Annotated in this window: 9 protein-coding genes; all 9 read right to left on the reverse strand. The window is 72.2% G+C overall.

Annotated features, from left to right (window positions below; all coding sequences use genetic code 11):
* Nucleotides 1–13: 13 nt before the first annotated feature.
* Entirely contained in the window at nucleotides 14–6,190 is a 6,177-nt protein-coding gene (locus AC0VYD_RS19940) for a type I polyketide synthase (RefSeq protein ID WP_475476983.1), read from the reverse strand.
* 35 nt (nucleotides 6,191–6,225) lie between these two features.
* On the reverse strand, nucleotides 6,226–9,579 hold the full coding sequence (locus AC0VYD_RS19945) for a type I polyketide synthase (RefSeq protein ID WP_475476984.1): 3,354 nt from the start codon (nucleotides 9,577–9,579) through the stop codon (nucleotides 6,226–6,228).
* Nucleotides 9,566–16,033 carry a type I polyketide synthase gene (locus AC0VYD_RS19950; protein ID WP_475476985.1) on the reverse strand — a complete coding sequence of 2,156 codons (6,468 nt, stop codon included), beginning with the start codon at nucleotides 16,031–16,033 and terminating at the stop codon, nucleotides 9,566–9,568. The genes AC0VYD_RS19945 and AC0VYD_RS19950 overlap by 14 nt, the downstream gene beginning before the upstream one ends.
* A gap of 392 nt (nucleotides 16,034–16,425) precedes the next feature.
* Nucleotides 16,426–17,682, reverse strand: coding sequence for a styrene monooxygenase/indole monooxygenase family protein (locus AC0VYD_RS19955; RefSeq protein WP_475476986.1), 1,257 nt, complete (start codon nucleotides 17,680–17,682; stop codon nucleotides 16,426–16,428).
* Nucleotides 17,683–17,753: 71 nt separating this feature from the next.
* On the reverse strand, nucleotides 17,754–18,311 hold the full coding sequence (locus tag AC0VYD_RS19960) for a GTP-binding protein (RefSeq protein ID WP_475476987.1): 558 nt from the start codon (nucleotides 18,309–18,311) through the stop codon (nucleotides 17,754–17,756).
* 22 nt (nucleotides 18,312–18,333) lie between these two features.
* Nucleotides 18,334–18,693, reverse strand: a complete 360-nt coding sequence (locus tag AC0VYD_RS19965) for a DUF742 domain-containing protein (protein ID WP_191274940.1) — start codon at nucleotides 18,691–18,693, stop codon at nucleotides 18,334–18,336.
* Between the two features lie 46 nt (nucleotides 18,694–18,739).
* Nucleotides 18,740–19,165, reverse strand: a complete 426-nt coding sequence (locus AC0VYD_RS19970; protein ID WP_191274938.1) for a roadblock/LC7 domain-containing protein — start codon at nucleotides 19,163–19,165, stop codon at nucleotides 18,740–18,742.
* Between the two features lie 96 nt (nucleotides 19,166–19,261).
* Complete coding sequence (locus AC0VYD_RS19975) at nucleotides 19,262–21,742, reverse strand: sensor histidine kinase (RefSeq protein ID WP_475476988.1); 2,481 nt, start codon at nucleotides 21,740–21,742, stop codon at nucleotides 19,262–19,264.
* Nucleotides 21,743–22,392: 650 nt separating this feature from the next.
* The gene (ccrA, locus tag AC0VYD_RS19980) at nucleotides 22,393–23,637 is read right to left on the reverse strand and encodes a crotonyl-CoA carboxylase/reductase (RefSeq protein WP_475476989.1); all 1,245 of its coding nucleotides are present in this window, start codon (nucleotides 23,635–23,637) and stop codon (nucleotides 22,393–22,395) included.
* Nucleotides 23,638–23,732 lie beyond the last annotated feature (95 nt).

Genomic DNA, 23,732 nt, shown 5'->3' on the forward strand with positions numbered 1-23,732 from the left:
TGTCCGCCGGGCGTCACAGGCCCCGCTCGGCGAGCCAGTCGTGCAGGGCGCGGCCCACCACGTCGACGTGCCCCTCCAACATGGTGAAGTGGTCGCCGGGCACCCGCAGAACGTCGTGCGGCAGTTCCCAGGTGAACGGTGGCACCGCCACGCCGTCGCGGTCGTAGGTGGGTTCCTCGGGGCGCAGGACGACGGTGGGGGTGCCGATGGCCCCGGGACGCCAGTCACGGAACAGCCGCAGGTAGGCGCCCATCGCGGTGAGCCGGACCCCGTCCATGATCCCCAGCATCTCCCCGCGTTCCACGACGTTGGTCTCCAACGTGGGCATGGTCGCCAGGTCGGTGGGGTGGGGCGTGTCCATCAGGGCGGTCGCGCGGGGCGCGTGGCCGCGCTGTTCGAGGCGTTCGACCACGGCGTGGGAGACCCAGCCGCCGGACGAGCGCCCGACGAGGACGAAGGGGCGTCCCGCGGCGCACTCGACGACCGCGTCGGCGAGGACCCCGGTGACCGCGTCGACGCTCTCGGGGAGGGGCTCCCCGTCGGCGAAGCCCGGCTGCGGAATCACGTCGACCTCGCGCAGGCCCCGGACCCCGTTGGCGAACCGCGCGTATTCCTGGACCCCGGAGATCATGAGGACCGAGGGCAGGCAGATGAGTTTGGCACCGTCGCCCTCCTTGGACAGGTGGACCGGCACCCGGGGCGCGTGGATGTCGTGCGGTCCGGAGAAGGTGGGCCGGATCCGGGACGCCGCCCAGATCAGGTCCAGTCCTTGGACGATCCTGCCCTGTTCGCAGGTGTCGACGAACAGTTCCACGAGGCCGTCCTCGGATGAGGTGCGCCGACGGGGGCGCTTCTGCGGGCCGGTCTCCGTTCCGATGAGTTCGTCGGCCAGGTGAGCGGCCAGTGCGCTGGGGGTGGGGTGGGCGAACGCCAGACCTGCGGGCAGCCGCAGGCCGGTGGCGGACCCCAGATGGTTGCGCAGCTCGATGGCGGTGAGGGAGTCAAAACCCATCTCCAGGAAGGGCGTGTCCGCGGTGACCGTGTCGGCGCCGCTCTGGCCCAGGACCTCGGCGGTGCGCGCCGTGATGAGGGAGAGCAGAACGTCCTGGCGCTGGTCCGCGGGGGTTCCGGCCAGGGTTCGGCGCAGGTCGTCGGTGGACGGCCCCCCGGTGCCGGCGCGGCGCCGGGGCGGGCGGACCAGTCCGCGCAGCATCGTGGCCACCTCCCCGGTCCGGGACGCCCTGGCCCGGGAGCCCGCGAGGTCCATGGGCACCGGCAGCAGGTGGGGGAGGCCGCTCTCCAGTGCGGCGTCGAACAGGGCCAGTCCGCGGCCGGTGGCGACCGGCCCCGCCATACCGAGCCGGGCGTAGCGGCTGATGTCGGCCCCGCCGAGTTTGGCGGTGTTCTCACCCCGCTGCTGCCACATGCCCCAGGACAGGGAGGTGGCGGGCAGGCCGTGCGCCCGGCGGTGGTGGGCGAGCATGTCCACGAAGACGTTGGCGGCGCTGTAGTCGGTCTGTCCGGGGCTGCCCAGGGTGCCCGCAGCCGAGGAGAACAGGACGAAGGCCTCCAGGTCGGAGGTGAGTTCGTGCAGGTGCCAGGCCGCGTCGACCTTGGGCCTCAGGACGTGGTCGACCCCCTCCGGGGTGAGCGAGGTCAGCAGACCGTCGTCCAGGGTCGCGGCCACGTGCACGACGGCCGTGACACGGTGCCGGGCCAGGAGCGCGGCCAACTGGTCGCGGTCGGCGGTGTCGCAGGCCGCCAGGGTGGCGGAGGCACCCCGGGCGGTGAGGGAGGACTCGAGTTCGGCGGCGCCCTTGGCCTCCGGGCCGCTGCGGCTGACCAGGAGCAGGTCCCGGACGCCGTACCGGTCCACGAGGTGGCGGGAGACCTCGCCGCCCAGGGTCCCGGTGGCTCCGGTGACCAGGACCGTCCCGTCCCCGAAGGAGACATGGGCGGGGGCGCGGTCGGTACGGGCCAGCCTGGGTTCCAGGGCGTCCCCCGCGCGGATGGCGGTCTGATGCCCGTCACCGGTCAGGACGGTGACGAGGAGGGGTGTGGTGCGCCCGGGGTCGTCGGTGTCGACTATCGCGAACCTTCCCGGGTGTTCGCGTTCGGCGGCACGCACGAAGCCCCACAGGGGGGCGTGCACGAGGTCGGGCACGTCCTCCTCAGGCCCGGTGGCCACCGCTCCGTGGGTGAGCACGACCAGGCGTGCGGTGCCGACGCGTTCGTCGGCGAGCAGTTGTTGGGTCTGCGCCACCACGTGTCTGAGGACGGTGTGGACGTGCCCGGGCGCGGGTTCGGCGGGGCGGGCCAGGTAGGGCAGCAGGATCCGGTCGGGCACGGGGGCTCCCGCGTCCAGGGCCCGGCTCAGGGCACCGGCGTCGGCGTAGGCGCGCACGGTGTGGCCGGGTGCGGTGAGTGCGGCCCCGGTGTCGAGGATGTCCTCGCCGAGCACCGCCCAGACCTGCTGTTCCTCCGTGGGGGCCGCCGCGGCTGCCACCCACTCCACGTGGAACAGGTCGTCGCTCTCGCCGCGTGCGGCGGGTGCGCTCGCGGGGGCGCGCAGGACCAGGGAGTCGACGGTGGCCACGGCGGCGCCGGCGGTGTCGGCGAGGAGCATCTGGACCTCGTCCGTTCCGGTGGGGCGCACGCGGACCCGGAGCCGGGTGGCTCCGACGGTGTGCAGGGTGACACCGGTCCAGGAGAAGGGCATGCGGACGCCGTCCCCCGGCATCCAGGGCGCGCAACCGACGGCGTGCTGCGCGGCGTCGGCCAGGGCCGGATGCAGGCCGAAGCGGGCGGCGTCGGCCCGTTGGGGTTCGGGGAGGTCGATCTCCGCGTAGACGTCCTCCCCCGCCAGCCAGGCCGCCGTGAGCCCCCGGAAGGCGGGCCCGTAGGTGTAACCGATGTCCCCCATGCGTTCGTAGAGGTCGGCGGTGGGCACCGGGACGGCCCCGGGCGGAGGCCAGGCCGTCAGCTCCTCGGCGGGCCGGGCGGGTTCGGAGGACAGGGTCCCTCCCGCGTGCTGGGTCCAGGGGCGTTCGCCCAGGTCGGGTGCGCCTGGAGCGCTCGCCATCCGGGCGTGGACGCCGAAGGTCCGGCGTCCCTCCGCGTCGGGGGCGTCAACCGTCACCTGGAGTTGCACCGCGCCCTGTTCGGGCAGGGTCAGGGGTGCCCGGAGCACGAGTTCCTCGACGTGGGGGCTGCCCAGCCGGTCGCCGACGTTCAGGGCAAGTTCGAGGAACGCGGTCCCGGGCAGGAGGACGGTCTCACCCGCGGCGTGGTCGGCCAGCCAGGGGTGGGTGTCCCTGGAAACCCTGCCGGTGAACAGGGTGGCTCCGGTGCCGGCCAGGGGCAGGGCGGCGCCGAGCAGCGGGTGCTCCTCGGTCTCCAGCCCGGCGGAGGCCACGTCCGCCGCACCGGGCGTTCCGGAGATCCAGAACCTCTGGTGGCGGAACGGGTAGGTGGGCAGGTCCACCGTCCGGCGGGGCCGGTCGAACACGGTGTCCCAGTCGGGCCTGGCCCCGCCCGCGTGGGCCTCGGCCAGCGAGGTGACGAAGCGGCCGAGGCCGCCCTCGTCCCTGCGCAGGGTGGGCACGGCGACCGCGCGCACCGGGGCCTCGGCGCTGGTCTCCTGGACCGGCACGGCGAGGACCGGGTGTGCGCTGGCCTCGACGAACACCGTGTGGCCGTTGGCCAGGAGGGATTCGGTGGCCTTCTGGAACAGTACGGGGCGGCTCAGTCCGGCGTACCAGTAGTCGGCGTCCATCGGCCGGTCCAGCACCGTACCGGTGACGGGTGAGTAGACGGGGATCCTCGGCTTGGTCGGCGTGATGTCGGCCAGCGCTTCGAGCAGGCTCTCCCGGACCGGTTCGGTACGCGGGACGTGCGAGACGACGTTCGCGGAGAACACCCGCGCCCGCACGCCCTCGGCTTCGTAGGCCGCCACGATCCGGTCGATCGCCCCGTGGTCACCGCCGACCACGGTGGTCCCCGGGCTGTTGACCACCGCCACGTGCAGGTCGCCGAACTCTGCCAGGCGGGCGCGGACGGCGTCCTCGCCCTGGGAGAGCACGGCCATCGCACCGTTGCCGACGAGTTCGCCCACGGCTCGGCTGCGCAGGGCGATGACCTTGGCGGAGTCCTCCAGCGACAGCGCCCCGGCGACGTACGCGGCGGCCACCTCCCCCTGGGAGTGACCGACCACCGCGTCGGGGCGGATCCCGTACGAGCGCCACAGGGCCGTGAGCCCGATCATGACCGCCCACAGCGCCTGGGGGACGATGTCGACCCGGTCCAGGTCCGGTGCGCCCCCGCGACCGCGCAGAACGTCGGTCAGCGACCAGTCGGCGTACGGAGACAGGGCCTTCTCACAGGCGGCGATCCGTTCGGCGAAGACCGGTGAGGAGTCCATGAGGTCGCGGGCCATGGCGGGCCACTGTGAGCCTTGGCCCGGGTACACGAAGACGGTCCGGCCCTCGGTCGCGCGGCCACGGACGACGCCGGGCTCCCTGGTCCCCTCCGCCAGGGAGCGCAGTCGGCGCAGGAGGGTGTCGCGGTCGGCCCCGACCACGGCCGCCCGGTGCGCGAAGGCGCCGCGGGTAGTGGCCAGCGACCAGCCGACGTCCACGGGTTCGAGGCCGGGGTCGGCCCCGGCCGACTCCAGCAGGCGCTCGGCCTGGGCGGTGAGCGCGTCCGGCGTGTGCGCGGAGAGCACCCACGGGACCGGCCGCCGGTGCCGGGGCCCGGTGAGGGTGACCGCCGGCTCGCCGACGCCCTCGGCCGGTGCACCGGGTTCCTCGGGCGGGGCCTGCTCCACGATGAGGTGGGCGTTGGTGCCGCTGGCGCCGAACGAGGACACCCCGGCCCGTCTGGGGCGGCCGGTCTCCGGCCAGGGCCGTGCCTCGGTGAGCAGTTCCACTGAGCCGGAGGCCCAGTCCACGTGTGGAGTGGGCTCGTCCACGTGCAGTGTGCGGGGCAGGGTCCCGTTGCGGATGGCCTCGATCATCTTGATCACGCCGGAGACCCCGGCTGCTGCGGCGGTGTGCCCGATGTTGGACTTGAGCGAGCCCAGCCACAACGGCTCGCCTGCGCGGTCCCGCCCGTAGGTGGACAGCAGGGCGTGCGCCTCGATGGGGTCGCCCAGTCTGGTGCCGGTGCCGTGCGCCTCGACCGCGTCGACCTCGGCTGCGGTCAGCCGGGCGTCGGCCAGCGCCTGGCGGATCACCCGCTCCTGGGCCGGGCCGCTGGGCGCGGTGAGTCCGCTGCTGGCGCCGTCCTGGCCGATGGCGCCGCCGCGCAGGACAGCGAGGATCCGGTGGCCGTTGCGACAGGCGTCGGAGAGGCGTTCGAGGACGAGCATGCCCGCCGCCTCGCCCCAACCGGTGCCGTCGGCGTCCGCGGAGAACGCCTTGCACCGGCCGTCAGGTGCCAGCGCGCCGTGCCCGGAGAAGGACACCCAGGAGGAGGTGTCGGTGAAGACGGTGGCTCCCCCGGCCAGGGCGAGCTCGGTCTCTCCCGCCCGGAGGGAGCGCATGGCCAGGTTCAGCGCGACGAGGGAGGAGGAGCAGGCGGTGTCCACCGTCACCGCCGGGCCCTCCAGCCCCAGGGTGTAGGAGAGGCGTCCGGCGGCCACTGCGGGCATGGCGCCGAGCATCCGGTAGCCGATGAGATCGGCGGACGACTCCTGGACGGGCGGGCCGTAGGTCTGGCCGACCATGCCCACGAACACCCCGGTGGGGGTGGCGCGCAAGGAGGCCGGGGGGATCCCCGCGCGCTCGAGGCCCTCCCAGGCGGTTTCCAGCACCAACCGGTGCTGCGGGTCCATGGCCAGGGCCTCGCGAGGGCTGATGCCGAAGAACGCGGGGTCGAAGTCACCCGCGCCCTCCAGGAAGCTCGCGGAGCGGACGTAGGTGCTCCCCGGTGTGTCGGGGTCCGCAGCGAACAGGCCCGCCAGGTCCCAGTCCCGGTCAGTGGGGAAGCCTCCGAGGGTCTCGCGCCCCTCGGAGAGCAGGTCCCACAGTGCCCCGGGGCTGTCGGCCTCCCCGGGAAAGCGGCAGCCGACACCGACGACGGCGACGGGCTCGTGGGCGCGCTCCTCCAGTTCGTCGATCCGGGAGCGCGCCTGGCGCAGGTCGACGGCCATCTTCTTGACCAGATCGCGGAACTTGTTCTCGTTGGTCATACTCGTGCCACTTTCCGTGTGCGTTCCCGCTCCGGTCAGGAGATCCCGAACTCCTGGTCGATCAGTTCCAGCAACTGGTCGTCGGTCGCCCCCTCCAGGCCCTGGTCGCCCTCACCGGAGCTGGACGCGTTGCCGAGGCGACGCAGCAGCGCACGCAGGCGCTCGCCGACCTCGTCCCGGGTCCTGGCGTCCACCTCGGTGACGGTGAGTGCCCTCTCCAGCCGTTCCAGCTCCTCCAGGGCCGGGAGGGGGGCGGTCTCCGGAGCCGCGGACAGCTGCTCCAGCAGGTGTCCGGCGAGGCCCACGGGGGTGGGGTGGTCCAGGACGACGGTCACGGGCATCGCGAGCCCCGTGAGGGAGTTGAGGCGGTTGCGTAGCCGGACGGCGGCCAGCGAGGTGCCCCCGGCGTCGAGGAATCCGCGCCGCAGCTCCACCGACTCGGGCCCGGGATGGCCGAGTTCCGCGGCGGTCTCGCTCCGGACCAGGGAGAGCACGGCGTCCTCGCGCTCGGTGTCCGTGAGTCCTTCGGGCAGCTTCCAGAGCGCGGCCGGGGCGGCCTCCGGTTCGGGTACGGACGTCGCAGCGGCGGCGGGCAGGGCCGGGGACGCTGCGCGGGAACGCCAGTAGCGCTGACGCTGGAAGGGGTAGGTGGGCAGGTCCACCGCGCGGGCCTCGGGGCCGAAGACCTCGGACCAGTCGGGGTGCACACCGTGGGCGTGGGCCTCCGCCAGCGAGGTGAGGAAGCGGTCCATGCCCCCTTCGTCCCGGCGCAGGGTCCCCAGGACTGCGGTCTCCCCCGCCCCTGCGGCCTCCGCGGTCTCCTGGAGGGCGATGCTCAGGACCGGGTGCGGACCGGCCTCGACGAACAGGTCGTGTCCGCGGGCCAGGAGGGATTCGGTGACGTGTCGGAACCGTACCGGTTCGGCGAGGTTGCGGTACCAGTAGCGGGCGTCGAGCTCGCCGTCCCGCACGGGCTCGCCGGTGAGGGTGGAGTACATGGGTAGGGCGCAGGAACGGGAGGCGACCCCGGCCAGCGACGTCAGCAGCGTCTCCCGCAGGCGTTCGACGTGCGGCGTGTGCGAGGCGTAGTCGACCGCGATCCTGCGGGATCGCACACCCGCCGCCTCGTACTCCTCGGCCATGCGGTCCAGTGCCCCGGGCTCTCCGGCGACGACGGTGGCGTTGGGGCTGTTGACCACCGCGACGTGGAGCGGTTTGCCGTCGATGTCCCCGAGGACCAGCTCCTCGGGCCGGGCCACCGACAGCATCCCCCCGGTTCCGGACAGTTCCAGCACGGCCCGGCTGCGCAGCGCCACCACCTTCGCGCCGTCCTCCAGGGACAGTGCGCCCGCGACGCAGGCCGCGGCGACCTCTCCCTGGGAGTGTCCGACCACGGCCGCGGGGCGCAGGCCGTGGGCGATCCACAGGTCGGCCAGGGCGACCATGACCGCCCACAGCACGGGTTGGACGACGTCCACCCGGTCCAGGGAGGCCGCATCGGGCTCACGGCGCAGGACCGCGCCCAACGACCACTCGACGTGCGGTGACAGCGCCTCCTCGCAGGCGGCGATCCGCTCGGCGAAGAGCGGCGACGACCCCAGCAGGTCCACGGCCATGCCGGCCCACTGGCCGCCCTGCCCCGGGAAGACCAGGACGGGTCTGCGGTCGGCGGCCGCCCGGCCGAGGAGCACCGCGGGGTCGGGGCGGCCCGCGACCAACGCGTCCAACCCGTGGAGGAGGTCCGCGTGCCCCCGCCCCACGATCACGGCACGGTGTTCGAAGGCGCTGCGCGTGGTCGCCAGCGACCATCCGAGGTCCACCGGATCCGGCGCGGGCAGGGTCTGGACCCGTTCGCGCAGACGGGCGGCCTGGTCTGCCAGGGCCGCCCCGTTCCGTGCGGACAGCACCCAGGGCAGGAGACGGCCGGCGCGGCCGGTCCCCGGTACGGCCTCGGAGCGCTCCTCGCCCCCGGCTGGGGCGTGTGCCCGGCCCGCGTCGAGGAGCCGGGGCACCTCGGGGGCCTGTTCCAGGACCAGGTGCGCGTTGGTACCGCTCATCCCGAACGAGGAGATCCCGGCGCGGCGGGGGCGCTCCGTGTCCGGCCAGGGGCGCGGCCGGTCCAGGAGCCGGACGGTGCCCGGGGACCAGTCGACGTGGCACGTGGGTTCGTCGGCGTGCAGGGTCCGAGGCATCGTCCCGTGGTTCATCGCCAGCACGAGCTTGATGAGCCCGGCCACCCCCGCCGCGGCCTGGGTGTGACCGATGTTGGACTTGAGCGAGCCCAACCACAGCGGCTGGTCCTGGGCGCGACCGTGCCCGTAGGCGGCCATGAGCGCCTGCGCCTCGATCGGGTCGCCCAGTCTGGTTCCGGTGCCGTGGGCCTCCACCAGGTCCACGTCGGCCGGGGTGAGCCTGGCATCGGCCAGTGCCTGGCGGATCACCCGTTCCTGAGCCGGGCCGTTGGGTGCGGTCAGGCCGTTGGAGGCACCGTCCTGGTTGACCGCAGTACCGCGGATCACCGCGAGCACGGGGTGCCCGTTGCGGCGGGCGTCGGACAGGCGTTCCAGCAGTACGGCGCCCACGCCCTCGGAGAAGCCGGCACCGTCCGCGCCGGCGCCGAACGCCTTGCACCGGCCGTCGGCCGCCAGGCCGCGCAGGTGGGTGAACTCGGTCAGGGTCCCGGGGCCGGACATGACCGTCGTCCCGCCGGCCAGCGCCAGGGAGCACTCACCCGTGCGCAGCGCACGGACGGCGAGGTGCGTGGCCGTCAGGGAGGCCGAGCAGGCGGTGTCCACCGTCATCGCGGGGCCGGTGAGCCCCAGGGTGTAGGAAAGGCGCCCGGAGAGGACGCTCGTGGTGTTGCCGGCCATCGCGAACCCGTCTCCGGGGGCGTCCGGAAGCAGCGGCCCGTACTCCTGGGGGATGGCACCGGCGTAGACACCGGTGTCCGAGCCCGCCAACGAGGTCGGCGGGATACCGGCCCGTTCGAAGGTCTCCCAGGCCACCTCCATGAACAGGCGCTGCTGGGGGTCCATCGCCTCGGCCTCGCGAGGTGAGATACCGAAGAAGGCGGGGTCGAAGGCCGCGACGTCGTCGAGGAAGGATCCCTGGTCCGTCGCGGACCGCCTCTCCCCTCCGCCCCGGCCGAGGAGTGAGTCGACGTCCCATCCGCGGTCGTCGGGCAGGGGGCCGATGACCTCGGCGCCCTTGTCCAACAGGTCCCAGAGGTCCTCGGGGGTGTCGATGCCGCCGGGGAGCCGACAGCCCATCCCCACGATCGCGATGGGCTCGGCCGACCGGTCGACCTGGTGGCGGAGCTGCTCGTTCTTCTTGAGCGCGGACCGCAGGGCCTCGACCAACTGCGCGTTCTGATCGTTACCGGCAACCATCAACCGTCTCCTCCTCAGCCGCGGAATCCTGGCCCTCAGCGCCCAGAGCCAGTCTCAGGAGACCGGCCACGTCCATGTCGTCGATGCCGCTGGACCCGTGTCCGTCGTCCCCGGCCCCCGTGGATTCGGAGGCGGCGGGTGCCTGGGCGGCGGGGCCCGCGGAAGGCGACCGCTCCGCCAGGAACCGGGCGAGGGAGCGCGGGCTGGGGTGGTCGAACACCACGGTCGAGGGCAGCCCCACCCCCAGGGACCCGGTCAGGCGGTTGCGCAGTTCGACGCCGCCCAGGGAGTCCAGGCCCAGTTCCCGGAAGGGCCGGTCGGCCGGGATCCCCCTGCCGTCGCCTTGGCCCAGGACCTCGGCGGTGTGTGTACGCACCTCGGTGAGCAGCCGCCGCTCGCGTTCGGGGCCGGGCAGGGCGGCCAGTTCGTCCGCGAGGGCTCCGCCCGGCACCGGTTCGGCCGGAGCGGTGTGGCCGGCTGGGGTGGGCGCGGCACCCGCACCCTCCGGTGCCGTCGTCGGCGCGACCGCGCTCGGGGCCGCCGGTGCCGGATGCGTCCGGTATTCGGCGACCTCCCGCAGAACCGGCAGTTCGGGGCCTTCGGTCTCGAACAGCGCGGGGACGAAGGCGCCCCGTTCCAGGTACAGCGCGGCGTCCAGTTTGGCCAGGGCCCGGTCCGGCGGCATCGGCCGCAGGAGACCGCCCGCGGTGGCCGCGTCGCGGTCCCCGCCCGGGTCGGGGGCGTCGGGGGCGCCCCACAGCCCCCACGCCAGCGCGATCGCGGGCAGGCCCCGCTCCCGCCGGTGGTGGGCGAGGGCGTCGCAGAAGACGTTCGCGGCCGCGTGGTGCGCGTGACCCGGGTCACCCAGGACACCGCCTGCGGAGGTGAAGAGCACGAAGGAGCCCAGGGGCAGTTCAGCGGTGAGCTCGTGCAGGTTCCAGGCTGCGTCCACCTTGCTCCGCAGGACCTCCTCCAGCCGCACCGGGTCCGCATCGAGGATCCCGGCGCCGTCGACCACATCGACGGCGTGCACGACGGCGCCGAGCGGCCGGTCCAGACCCTGGATCAGACGTTGCAACGCGGCCCGGTCGGCGATGTCGCAGCGGTGCACCTCCACCCGGGCCCCGAGGTCGCGCAGTTCCCCGGTGCGCCCGTCCTGGCCGTCGGCGCCCCGGCGTCCGACCAGGGTCAGGTGGCGGACGCCGTAACCACTGACCAGATGCTTGGCCACCCGGTGGCCGAGCGCGTCGGTACCGCCGGTGACCAGAACCGTCGCACCCTGGGGAAAGGGCTCGGGAAGGGTCAGCACGGTCTTGCCGACGCTCCCGCCCCGGCGCAGCTCCCCGAACGCCTCCTGGGAGTCCCGGATGTCGTGTTCGTTCACCGGAAGCGACCGGACCGAGCCGGATTCGAACAGCTCCATGATCCGACCGAGCATCTGCCCGATCCGGTCCAGGTCAACGTTGAGCAGGTCGAGAACCGCATAGTTGCGGCCCGGGTACGAGGCAGCCACCTCGGCCTCCGAGCGCACGTCGGCGCCGCCCAGCTCCACGAACCGTCCTCCCGGTCCGGCGCCGTCGGACGGCGAGCGCAGCAACCGCAGGGAGGCGTCGACGAACTTGCCCGTGAGCGAGTTCAACACCACGTCCATGCCCCGGCCGTCGTTGGCCACGCGCAGGGCGTCCTCGAAGTCCAGCGTTCGGGAGGAGGCAACGTGCTCCTCGGCCAGGCCGAACTCCTCCAGAACCGCCATTTCGTGCGGGTTCGCCGTGCCGAACACCCGCGCGCCCATGTGCCGGGCGAGCTGCACGGCGGCCAGTCCCACACCTCCGGCGGCGGAGTGCACCAGAACGCTCTCCCCCGGACGTACCCCGGCCACGTCGACCAGGGCGTGGTAGGCGATCAGATGGGCCACGGGGGTCGCGGCCGCCTCCGTGAAACCCCACCCTTCGGGGATCGGCACCAGACCGCGCCCGTCGGCGACGGCGATCGGCCCCAACGCCCCGGGGAACACCCCGGTGACCCGGTCACCGACGTCGAAGGCGGAATCCGGCCCGGTCTCCAGGACCACCCCGGCGCCTTCGATGCCCATACCGGTGTCGGGAGCCCCGCTCGGGGCCGTGCCGCCGCCCAGCGTCCCGCTGTCGGGCGTTCCGTTCCCGGAACGCCCGGCGGCCAGGTCACGGCTGACCGTCCTGTCCCGGTGCTCCACCCCGGCGGCACGCACGGCGATCCGCACCTGCCCCGGGCCGAGTGGGGCGGCGGCTTCGGGGGCCTCCCGCAGGACCAGGTCGTGCAGGGACCCGGGTTCCTTGGTTCCCAGCCGCCAGACGGCGGCGGGCGGCACCGGCCTCTGGTCGTCGGCCGCCGGAACCAACCGCGGCACCAGGACGTTGCCGGACCGCAGCGCCAACTGGGGCTCGCCCGAGCGGACCGCGCCGGTCAGGGCCCGGTGGGAGCTCTCGGAACCGTCGGAGTCCACGAGTACCAGGCGGCCCGGGTACTCGCGCTGAACCGAGCGCAGCAGCCCCCACACTGGGGCGGCGGCCAGGCCGCTGAGCCGGTCGTCCGGACTGGTCGCCACCGAACGCCAGGTCACCATGGCCAGGCGGGCGTGGGCGAAGCGCTCGTCGTTCAGCCAACCGCGCACGGTCGCCACCGCCGAGTCCAGCCCCTCGCGCACCGCAGCGGGCACGGAGTCGTTGTCCGCGTAGACCGCGGGGGCGGGGAGTTCGGCGTAGACCACGTCCGGGACCGGGTCATCGGTGTCCAGCTCGTCCACGGAGGGCAGCTCCGAGGGCACGTCCCCCTCGGCCTCCGGTGCGGGGACGGGGTCCCAGCGCAGCCGGTAGAGCTCGGGCTCCTCCCCCGGCGCGGGCGGTAGTGTCCGCCCCTCCACCGGGTGCAGGAACAGTTCGTCGACCTCCAGCACGGGTGTGCCGGACCGGTCCAGGGCCGTGATCCGGTAGCGGTCCGCCCCCAGGGGCTCCAGGCTCACCAACAGCTCCGCGGGTACGGCGCCCCCGCGTACCCGGACCCCGTTCCAGACGGCGGGGACCAGAGGCGGCCCCTCAGAGCACGCGCCGAACAGCAGGGCGGCGTGCAGAGCCGAGTCGAGGAGGGCGGGGTGCACCCCGGTCGGAGTCAGTTCGTGGCGCTCCGGCAGCGCGACCCTGGCCAGCAGGGTGTCGCCCATCAGCCACACCTCGCGCAGGCCGCGGAAGAGGGAGCCGTGCGTGTATCCGCGCCGGACCAGGCGCGCGTAGGCCTCGTCCGGGTCGAAGCCCACCGCCACCGCCTCGGGCGGCGGCCAGTCCGCGGCGCCGGCCCGCCCCGCGGCGCCCGGGGCGGGCGTGGACCCGGGCTCCGGGGCCGGAGCGTCGTGCGCCTCGTCGGGCGCCAGGGTCCCCGAGGCGTGTTCGGTCCACGTCCCGGCCCCCGGCCCGCGCGCGTGCACACTCACCTCGCGGACGCCCTGCCCGTCGGCTCGGCCCACGGTCACCTGGACCTCGGTTCCCCGGCCCCCTCCCGGCAGCACCAGCGGCTCCCCGAGGGCCAACTCGGCTACGGCACCCGCACCGACCCGGGCCCCGGCATGCAGCGCCATCCCCACCAGTGCGGCCCCGGGCAGCACCGTGCGACCCAGCATCCGGTGGTCCAGTACCCACGGCTGGCGGGCGTCGTCGATCCGTCCGCTGAACACGGTACGGCCGTCGACCAGCTCAACACCCCGGTCCGGCAGGGGTTCGGGGTGGGCCCTCGTCGCGGGCGACGGACGCGCCCTCGGCGTGTCCGGCCAGAACCGCTCCCGCTGGAACCGGTAGGTGGGCAGGTCCGTACAGCGCGCACCGGTGCCCTCGAACAAGGACGCCCAGTCGACGTCCACCCCGGCGGTGAAAGCCCTGGCCGCCGCGGTGAGCAGGCGCGCCTGGTCGCCCTCGCCGCGCCGCAGGGTCTCCAGTACTCGCCCGGGGACCCCCTCCTCGGCCAGTGTTCGCCGGATACCGAAGGACAGCACCGGGTGCGGGCCGACCTCGATGAAGGTGTGCCGCCCGGAGGCCGCCAGCGCCCGGATCGCCGGGGCGAACAGCACCGGGTTGCGCAGACCCGTGTACCAGTACTCGGCGTCCAGGGCCGGGCCGTCCTGGCCCAGCTCAGCACCGGTCTGCGTGGAGAAGAAGGGGATCCGCGGCCTACGCCAGCGCACCCGCCCCAGGTAGGAGGCGAGCCGGTCGCGTACGCGGTCCACGTGCGCCGAGTGGGAGGCGTAGTCCACGTCCACCAGGGACCCGTGCATCCCCTGGTCCACACACCTGCGCACCGCCTCTTCCACCGAACGCGGGCCACCGGAAACCACCACGGCTCGCGGCCCGTTGACCGCCGCCACGTACAGGTCCGGAATCGCCTCGGTCAGCTCCTCGGCTTCCTCCGGAGAGATCCCCAGCGAGGCCATGGCCCCGCTACCCGTCAGCGCCGTCAGCGCCCGGCTGCGCAGTGCGACGATTCGCGCCGCCTCCTCCAGAGTCAGCGCACCGGCCGCGCAGGCGGCGGCCAGCTCGCCCTGGGAGTGGCCCACCACCGCCGAAGGGCGCACCCCCAGCACCGACCACGCCCGTGCCAGCGACACCATGACCGCCCACAGCACCGGCTGGACGACGTCCACCCGCGCCCCCTCGCCCAGCAGGGGTGGTGCCTGCGGATCGCCGCGCAGCACAGCCGTCAGCGACCAGTCGACATGCGGCTCCAGTGCCCGTTCGCAGGCCCAGATCCGTTGCGCGAACGCCTTGGCCAGCACGCCTTCGCCCGCCAGCAGGTCACGACCCATACCCGCCCACTGGCCGCCCTGGCCCGGGAAGACCAGGACCGGCCCGGGGCCGCCGGTGTCGGGTTCGCCGCCCTGCCCGTCGAAACGGACCGACTCCAACTCCCGCATGTCGTCCCCGCCCGAGGCGAAGACCACCGCGCGGTGGTCGAAGAGGTCCCGGGTGGTGGCCAGGGACAGCCCCACGTCCTTGGCCCTGGTGCCCTTCCGCGAGGACATGTGGGCGTGCAGGGTCGACGCCTGGGCGCGCAGCGCCGCCTCCGAACGGGCCGACAGCACCCACGGGACCGGGTCGAGCACCCGGGTACCGCCGGAGGACGCGCCGTGCTCGGCCGAAGCCTGTTCGGTCAGCGGCGCCGGGCCGAGAACCAGATGGCAGTTGGTGCCGCCCATCGCGAATGCGGATACCCCGGCGAACGGGGTGTGACTCGGCCACGGTTCACGGCGGGTCTGTACGGCGAGTCCCCAGGCGTCCAGGTCGATGTCCGGGTGGGGTTCGGAGAAGTTGAGGGAGGGCGGGAGGGTCTGGTGGTCCAGGCTGAGCACCGTCTTGACCAGGCCGACGATGCCCGCGGCACCCTCCAGGTGACCGATGTTGGTCTTGACCGAACCCACCCTGAGCGGTTCGGTACGGCCCTGCGCGAACACCGAGCCGAGCGCCCGGGCCTCCACCGGATCGCCCGCCGGTGTACCGGTGCCGTGCAGTTCCACGTAACCGATCCGGTCCGGACGCTGGCCCGCGTTCTCGTGGGCGGCCCTGATGACCGCCTCCTGCCCCTCCGGAACGGGCCGGGTCAGGAACTCGCCCGTGCCTGAGTGGTTGACCGCACCGCCGTGGATCACCGCGAGGACCCGGTCCCCGTCGGCCAGGGCGCGTTTGAGCGGCTTGAGTACCACCACGGCTCCGCCCTCGCCGCGCACGTAACCGTTGGCCCGCGCGTCGAAAGTGTGGCAACGCGCGTCCGGTGAGAGCCCGCCGAACCGCGCGACGGCCTCGGTGCTCTCGGGGACGAGGATGAGGCTGACGCCGCCGGCGAGCGCCATCTCGGACTCGCCACGGCGCAGGCTCTCCACGGCCATCTGCACCCCGACCAGGGACGAGGCCTGCCCGGCGTCCACGGTCAGGCTGGGACCGCGCAACCCGAGGGCGTGCGAGACCCGGTTGGCGATCATGCTCCGGTGGGTGCCGGTGAGACTGTGCCGGGTGATGGCGTCGGGGCCACCGCGATCGTGGAGGAGGGCGTGGTCGGATCCGATGGTGCCGGTGAACACGCCCACCCGAGCACCGCGTAGGGAGCTCGGAGCGGTCCGCGCGTTCTCGACGGCCTCCCAGCTCAGTTCGAGCATCAGCCGCTGGTGGGGGTCCATCTCCAGTGCCTCGCGAGGGGAGATCCCGAAGAAGGCGGCGTCGAAACCGGCCACGTCGTCCAGGTAGCCGCCCCAGCCGGGGCCGCGTTCGGCGGAGGCTCCGCCCAGCCGCTCCGGCGGCGGCGCCACGGCCTCACGCCCTTCGGAGAGCAGGCGCCAGAAGACGTCGGGGCCCTCCGCTCCGGGCAGTCTGCACGAGACCCCGATGACGGCGACGGGTTCCCAGGTCTCTGGGACAGGGGGGCCTTCCGCTCCGCCACTCACGATCGCGCCTCTCACTCTCGACTGCCCTACCCGGCCTCTCCAGGTGGAGGGTCTCCCGCCCCCTGCCGGAGGGCGCCCCGGGTTCCCGTGCATCTGCACAGAACCGCACCGTTTCGGGGAGTGAAAACGGACTCCATATCACACTTGCCCGAAACCAGGCTCCAGGGGACGACAGGAACCATCACACCAAAGACCATTCAGGACTAACAGGCACCAACCCGAAAGAGCGTAACGCTTGCTCATAACCACTGACAATGGAGGGTTCTTTTTCGGACAGTAGATTCGGTCCACGCAACAACCGTTTCACGAAGGCAGCCCCCGAAGCAGCAACGGGCCCGGCACCCTCAGGAGGTACCGGGCCACACAGCCGTGAACATCAGGGGCAGGTCGGTTCAGCCGCCGTGGCGCGCCTTCACCTCGTCGATGTAGGCCTGCGAAACCTCCCTGTCGAACAGCCAGTTCTTGTAATCGGAGGGGCAGTCCCAGCCCTGAATCCAACGGTCGGCGATCTCCTGGTACTCCGCGGCCGCCATCATGACGTTGGTGACGTGTTCCGGCAGGTCCTGCTCCCACATACTTCCCGCGAACTCGGCCCACATCTGGTTGTCCTGGCCGAACTCCCAGAACCGGTCAAATGCCCTGACCAGGAAAGATTCATCGAACTTCTGGTCACCGTGCTCCAGAATGCTCTCCAGGTACGCCTCCGCGCAGCGTGTGGAGTTGTTCCAGCTCTGACCGACGAAGGGGTCCATGGTGACAACCACGTCGGCCATACCCAGGACCTTCCCTCCCGAGGGAAGGGTGCCCACCGGGTTACGGACCTGGGGGGAGAGATCCTCCACGAGGGTGCTGTGGCCGTCGATCAGCACCGCGTCCTTGGCGCGTTCGAAGAAACCCGGGGCGTGCTTGCGCATCAAATCCTTCATCCGGCGCAGCTGCTCCTCGGCACCCGGACGGTCCGGCCAGGCGTCCATCGGCCCGCCCTTCTTGTCCACCATGAGGATGTTGTGGGCCGGCCCCTCCTGGGTGAGGATCGGGATGAAGAGGATGTTGCCGGCCTCCTCGGTGATCGACGCCCACCCGATGTTCTCCGACTCGCCGGGATCCGGCCACAGGTCGTAGACGTAGGCCTGGGCGAGGGCGCGGGGCCGGGTCCCGCTGAACCGGCTGCTGTCGTAGTCGAAGAGCTGGCCGAGCTCCCCGTGGCCGACCGCGACGATGATCAGCTCGAACATCCTGGAGAAGTAGTCGAGGTCCGTCACGGTGACCCCGTGGATCACGACCTTGCCGCCGCGGTCCTCGAAGAACTCCAGCCAGTCCGCCATCTTGACCCGGCGGTCGACCGAGACCGTGTACCCGTTGCCCGGGTGGGAACTGCCCTGCAACGCGGTGATGGGATCACCTTGCCGGTACATGAACAGCTTCTGTTCACGGATCTGGGGTGAGAGCGCGCTCCAGAAGTCGAGGTCGAACTTGCGCTCGTACTCCAGGGCCGTGGGGAAAGTGAACTGGGAGATCGACGGTTTGGCGGTCCTGATCTCCGGCGAGGACTGCCCCGTGATCACCGTGACGTCGTAGCCATGGGTCAGGAGCCCGTGGGCCAGGTGCAGGCCGGCGTGGCCCGCGCCGACGATAAGGATCTTGCGCATTGTGTCGCTAACTTTCCTGGGGAATCTACGGGGCCGTGGGGAGACCAGGGGGTCCAAGGGCTCCCCGCCCGTCAGGCGACGGGCTCGCTCGCTCGATTGTGCTCGAGCGCGTACCGCAGCAGCGTCTTGAGCACGTCGCCGCCGGACGTCCTGTGCCTGGCGTCGAAATCGATGATCGGGACCTCGGGGCTGACCTCCAGGGCCTCGCGGACCTGTTCGGAGGTGTAGTCCAGACGTCCCTCGAACTTGTTGAGCGCCACGATGTAGGGGATGCGCTTGTTCGTCTCGAAGTAGTCGACGGCGTCGAAGGAGTCCGCGAGCCTCCTGCAGTCGACCACGACGACGGCGCCCACGGCGCCCCGGACGAGATCGTCCCACATGAACCAGAACCGCGCCTGGCCCGGTGTGCCGAACATGTACATGACCAGTTCGTCGTTGATGGTGATGCGACCGAAGTCCATCGCGACGGTGGTCGTCGTCTTGTCGGGTGTGACCGAGGTGTCGTCGTGCCCGACACTGGCCTCGGTCATGATCGCTTCAGTCGTGACCGGTGGAATCTCCGACACCGAGCTCACCAAGGTCGTCTTGCCGGCACCGAAGCCGCCGGCGATGACGATCTTGCTCGACATCTTCTTGCGATTCGACCTGCTGTCACTGGAAAAGTCGTTCGAGACCACGAAGAGCCCTCTCCAGAACCTGGTTTTCGGACGGACTGCTGCCGGTGATGGTCGGGTGGATGTACACCAGGTCCTGCTCAGCCAGGTCACTGATCAGAACCTGGGTGACACCCAGGGGGATGTTCAGCTCAGCCGACACCTCGGCGAGAGACCGCGTCTCCCGGCACAGTTTGTAAATACTGATCGACTCCGGCATGAGGGTGCCAGGAGGGTCCTGCCCGGGCTCGGACGTCGAGACCAGGGTCTGCACCATCAGCGGATGCCGTGACCGCGTCCGCCCACCTGTGAAGGTGAACGGGCGAACACGGTTACTCCTTCGCCTGCGGAAGCTCATAGCCGCGGCAACCTCATTCCTGCCGAACCGTTACGGGTCACCGTCGTCAGTTCTGGATGACCTCGCGCAGCTGCGAGCGCAGCTGCGGCGTGAGCACGTGGGCGACGTTGTCCACGAGCTTGGCCATCTGGAAACCGACGATCTTCAGCTCCGTACCGGGTGCGGTGAGCACCGCCATACAGGAACCGTCACTGATGGCCATGATGAAGAGGTGGCCGTGGTTGAAGCGGACGAGCAACTGCTCGCACTCGCCCCGCTGGAACAGGCCGGCCCCGCCGACCGCCAGGCTGTGGAGACCGCTGGCGATCGCCGCGAGCTGCTCGGCGTGCTCCTCCGGGAAGTCACTCGAGTGGGTCAGGACCAGGCCGTCGGAGGAGACCACCACGGCGTGCTCGACACCGCGCACGTCCCGGACGAACCGGTCGATGAGCCACGAGAAGTTCTCAACGCTGTCGTTCGTGGATTCAGTCATGCTTGTGCTCTACCTGCCTCGGCCGAGTGTCGTTTTCGCTGGGGGTTCTGGGGTGTGTGGGGCCCGCGCCGGGTGCGTGGGCCGCCGTGTCGGAGGTCATTCCCTGTCGCCTTCGAGGTCCTCGCCGTCGAGGGCGGCGCGTTCCCCGTCGAGGAAGTCGCCGAGCTCGTCGCGAATCTGCTCCGCCCGGGCCTCGCCGGTGAGCTTGGGCGGGGTGTCCTCCCGGCCCTTCGGCGGGGGCGGCGGGTTCTCCGAGAGCGCACCGGGGTGCGGCATCATCCGCAGCGGCGACCCGTGCGGGGTGGCGCTGCGCCGGGGGAGCCCGGCGGAGGTCACCGACGAGTTCCCGCTGGCGGACGAGGCGGGCTTGGCACCGTTGGAGCCGTTGCCCCCCTTGCCGTTGACGGGCTGCTGCGGGATCGGTCCGGTCGGTGTCACGGGAGCGCTCACGCTGGGAATCGTGGAGGTTCGGGTCTGTCCGGGCTGCCGGGGCGTGGCCACCCGCAGGAGCCCCTTGGGAACGATCGTGTAGGCGCTGACCCCGCGGAAGGAGCGGGACTCCAGGCGGGTCTCCAGACCGTGCTTCTGCGCGATCCGGCTGGCCACGTACAGGCCCATGTGCCGGGGCACCTCGTCGTCCAGGACCGGCTCCCCGTCCAGGCGGCTGTTGAGCTCCGCCAGCTGGGTCTCGGGGATGCCCACGCCCTCGTCCTCGACGACGACCATCAGGCGGCCGTCCTCCAGCTCCTGCGCGCTGATCACCACCTGTGAGTGCTCGGGCGAGTTCGCGGTGGCGTTGTCCAGCAGCTCGGCCAGGAGGTGGCTGATGTCGTCGGCGGCCAGACCGGTGATGGAGGTCTGCGGGAGCTTGCCCAGGCTGACCCTGGGGTAGTCCTTGATCTCCGAGGTCGCGGCGCGGGCGACGTCCAGCAGGGGGACGATCTCGTCGTGTGCGTCGGACTCGCCGCCGTCGTGCCCGGTCAGCACCAGGAAGTTCTCCCCGTTGCGCCGCATACGGGTCGCGAAGTTGTCGATCTGGAAGAGCTTGTCGAGGAGGTCTGGGTCCTGGGCGTCGGTCTCCAGTGCCTCAACCATCTCCAGCAGTGCGTTGACCAGGGACAGGTCGCGCATGGCCAGACCGGCGAGTGCCTCGTTGAGGAGGTCGCCCGAGGGGTCCTTCGGAGACTCGGCGGCCGTTCCGGCAGCGGCGTCCGCGGTCGGGGCGGTCCGGGACCCGGCCGCGCCGCCCTCGGCGGACGGCTCCGCGGTCCCGGTCCGGGAGGCGCTCTCCGGCTTCGCCCCGGCCCCGTTCCGGTCCGACCCGTCCGCCTGCTCCGCCGTGTCCTCCTCCCGGGTCCGGCCCTGGTCCTCGGCGGCCTCGGGCTCGGCCTCGGACCTGGGGAGCGCCTTGTCCTGGCCCACCTCCCGGGAAGAGGACGGTTCGGTGCGTTCGGCGAACAGCGTGGCGGCCGACTCGGCGCTGACGACCTGCGGCTGCTGCCCGGCGGTGAGCACGATGACGTGCTGCACGGGCTGCCCGTAGGGGTTGAACTGGCCGTAGGGGGCGAACTGGCCCGGGTAGACCACCGGCTGGCCCGGGTAGACGTAGCCGGGCGGCTGGTAGGGCGGCGGGTAGGCGCTCTGGTACGGCAGCGGCTGGGGGTGCGGGTAGGGCGCCGGGTAGTGCGGCGCGGGCTGCGGCGGCGCCGGGTGGTCGGCCCGCGGGTACCCCGGGTGGGGCGCGGGCGGGGCGTGGCCCTCCTGGTAGGGCCACTGGTAGCCGTGCGGCGGCTGCGGGGCCGGGGGCTGGCCCTGGTGGCCGTACTGTCCCTGGTAACCCTGGTAGCCCTGTTGACCCTGCGGTTCGGGGTAGCCGGGGTGCCCCTGGTAGCCGTACTGGTCCGGGTGCCCCTGGTAGCCGTTGTGGGGCTGGGGGGCCTGCGGGGCGTGGCCGTATCCGGTGGGCCCGGTGCTGCGAGCCTGCTCCGCCCCCTGGCGGGTGTCGGGCGCGGTGCGCGGCGGCTCGTACGGTGCCTGCGGCCGGTCCTCGTACCCCTGGGCGCGGTCCCCCCGGGGAGGCGTCCACTGCCGCTGGGGCGCCGCGGGCTCGGCCGCGGGCCACTGGGGTTCGGGCTGCTGGCGGGCGGGCTGCCGGGTCTCGGTCCGCTGGGGTTCGCGGGCCGCGTCCTGCCCCGGGGCGGACCGTTGGCGGGGAGCGGGGTCGGGGGCCGTGGAGGCCGTCGGGGACACAGGGGCCTCGGGCCGCTCTGTGTGCTCTTCAGGTGTGGGGGTGTCGGTCATGGTGTCCGTGGTGGCGAGGATGTGCGGGCTGCGCGGTTCGGGCTCGTGGAGTCCGACGCCGCGCCACTGGCCGACCGGGTTGGCGCCGGTGTCGACATCGTCGACGTCGACGCTCCGGGTCGTGTAGGGGTTGGGAACGCTCACCCGGGGTGTGGGACGGTAACCGTTCTCGGCGGACGCGGAGAAGGGTCCGGTGGGGGGCTCCGTCGCGGATGTCTCCTCGCCGTCCGACGTCCGGTCGGGGTCCTGCGAGTGCGGATGCACGGGCTGATGCACGGGATGTCCTTGCTCGGTCTCCGGTGACGGGGGTTCCTGGGACTTGACCATCCGGGAGATGGCCCGGCGGAACCTTCCTTCACGCCTGGCTCCACGCCCATCCTCCGTCGACATCATCTTGGCCAGGGGGTTGTCATCGCGCTCGTGCGGTGACTGCGCCTGTGCCACAATCTCGTCTCCTCGAATCAGGTGGGCGGATTGGCGGTGGCCCCGCACCACCGCCCTGACCAGGGAGGAAGCCACTCCGGGGCCCCGTCGGGGCACTGGTGCGACCAGGCGTCCCGAACGCCGGGGGAACGCCTCGACCGTTTTCGGGGCAGCGGGAACAGGTGTGGCGGACCTTCACCGCGATCGTCGGAGAGCGCCCGATCCGACGGACATGTGTCCGTGCTCCACACAATTCCTGTTCTTCCACCGAGAACCGTCGTTCGGTTCGTCAGACTAACAAAGGACGCCCAGCTTGACAGAAGAATCGAAGAAGGACCGGAAAAGCATCGGACGGCACCCTTGCGACGTGCGCAAACAGCGAAAAATAAGCCCTTCACCCAGAAGGCGAACCGGGTATTTTGTGGTATTTTGTCTGATTCTTGCCGGGTGTCACCAGAATCACTTCTACGGCCGATCCGGCGACACCCGGCGCCCGGAGCCGCCTAGAGGTCGATTCCGACCTGGCCCGGGGCGGCGTTGACCAGGGCCGCCATGTTGCCCGGGGGCTGCTTGTTCTCGTGCAGCAGCTGGTGGGCCTCACCGATCTCGTCGAAGGACACCGTCCTCGTCACACACGGGTCGAGCTGGCCGCCCTCGACCAGGTCGATGACCATGCGGCACTGCGCGGGCGAGGCGAAGTGCGAACCCTGGAGGCGCTTGAGCCGCATCCACAGGAAACGAAGGTCCACGTCGGCCTGGAAACCCGAGGTGGCCCCGCAGATCACCACCATCCCGGAGTTGTCGCACAGGTAGAGCGAGGTCGGCAGGGTGTCGGCCCCGGTGTGCTCGAAGACGATCCTGGGCGAGCGCCGCTCCCCCAACGCCTCCCAGAACTTCTTCCCGAACGCCCGGGCCCCGCGCATCCAGGCGGCGAAGGCCCGGGCGTCGCTCTCGTCGGGCACCCGGCCCCAGTGGTCGAACTCGGTGCGCAGGATCGTGCCGACCGCGCCGAGCTCACGGCACAGTTCGGCCTTCTCCGGGGTGGAGACCACGGCGACCGGCCTGCCGCCCACCTGACGGGCCAGCTGGATCGCCGAGGTGCCCAGCCCGCCCGCACCGCCCCAGATCAGCACCGGGTCGCCGGGACGCACGACGTTGGGCTCCCAGCCGAAGAGCTGCCGGTAGGAGGTGGCGGCGCTGACCAGGAAACCGCCCGCCACGTCCCAGGGCAGCCGCTCCGGCTTGCGGTGGCACTGGACGTCCTGCACCAGGGTGAACTGGCCGAAGGAGCCGTAGTTGTGCTCGTAGCCCCACACCCGCATGCTCTTCGAGGCGATGGGGTCGCCGCCCATACGGATGTCGTCCGCGCCCTCGTCCCACTGCCCCGAGGCGAGGATGACGTGGTCGCCGACCTCGACACCGCGCACGCCCTCGCCCACGGCCCAGACCACCCCGGAGCCGTCGGAGCCGCCGATGTGGTAGTCCTCGGTCGCCCCCGCCTTCTCCCGGGCGGCGATCACGTCGGCCGGGTGCCCCTTGGCCGCCCAGACGTTGTTGTAGTTGATACCCGCGGCCATCGTGTACACGAGGACGTGGCCGGGCCTGAGCTCGGGCACCGGGACGACCTCGCGGGCGAAGGCCTCGCGGGGCGTGCCGTAGCGCTCCCTCCGGATGGTGAAGGCGTGCATCCGCGCGGGCACGTGGCCCAGGGGCGGAACCTCTCCGAGTTCGTACAGGTCCTTGGGCATGGCGCACCAGTCCTTTCGAGGGCCGGGAGCAGGGGGGCGAGGGGGTCGGGGCGGACGGGGGTACGAGCGGATGCGTGTGCCGGTGCACGCGCCGA

The sequence above is a fragment of the Nocardiopsis sp. iso_40 genome, assembly GCF_056173285.1.

Excerpts from the sequence above, each read along its gene's own strand:
- AC0VYD_RS19940 (WP_475476983.1), bottom strand. The coding sequence starts at position 6,190 with ATGACCAACGAGAACAAGTTCCGCGATCTGGTCAAGAAGATGGCCGTC.
- AC0VYD_RS19945 (WP_475476984.1), bottom strand. The coding sequence starts at position 9,579 with ATGGTTGCCGGTAACGATCAGAACGCGCAGTTGGTCGAGGCCCTGCGG.
- AC0VYD_RS19955 (WP_475476986.1), bottom strand. The coding sequence starts at position 17,682 with ATGCGCAAGATCCTTATCGTCGGCGCGGGCCACGCCGGCCTGCACCTG.
- AC0VYD_RS19960 (WP_475476987.1), bottom strand. The coding sequence starts at position 18,311 with ATGTCGAGCAAGATCGTCATCGCCGGCGGCTTCGGTGCCGGCAAGACG.
- AC0VYD_RS19965 (WP_191274940.1), bottom strand. The coding sequence starts at position 18,693 with ATGAGCTTCCGCAGGCGAAGGAGTAACCGTGTTCGCCCGTTCACCTTC.
- AC0VYD_RS19970 (WP_191274938.1), bottom strand. The coding sequence starts at position 19,165 with ATGACTGAATCCACGAACGACAGCGTTGAGAACTTCTCGTGGCTCATC.
- ccrA (WP_475476989.1), bottom strand. The coding sequence starts at position 23,637 with ATGCCCAAGGACCTGTACGAACTCGGAGAGGTTCCGCCCCTGGGCCAC.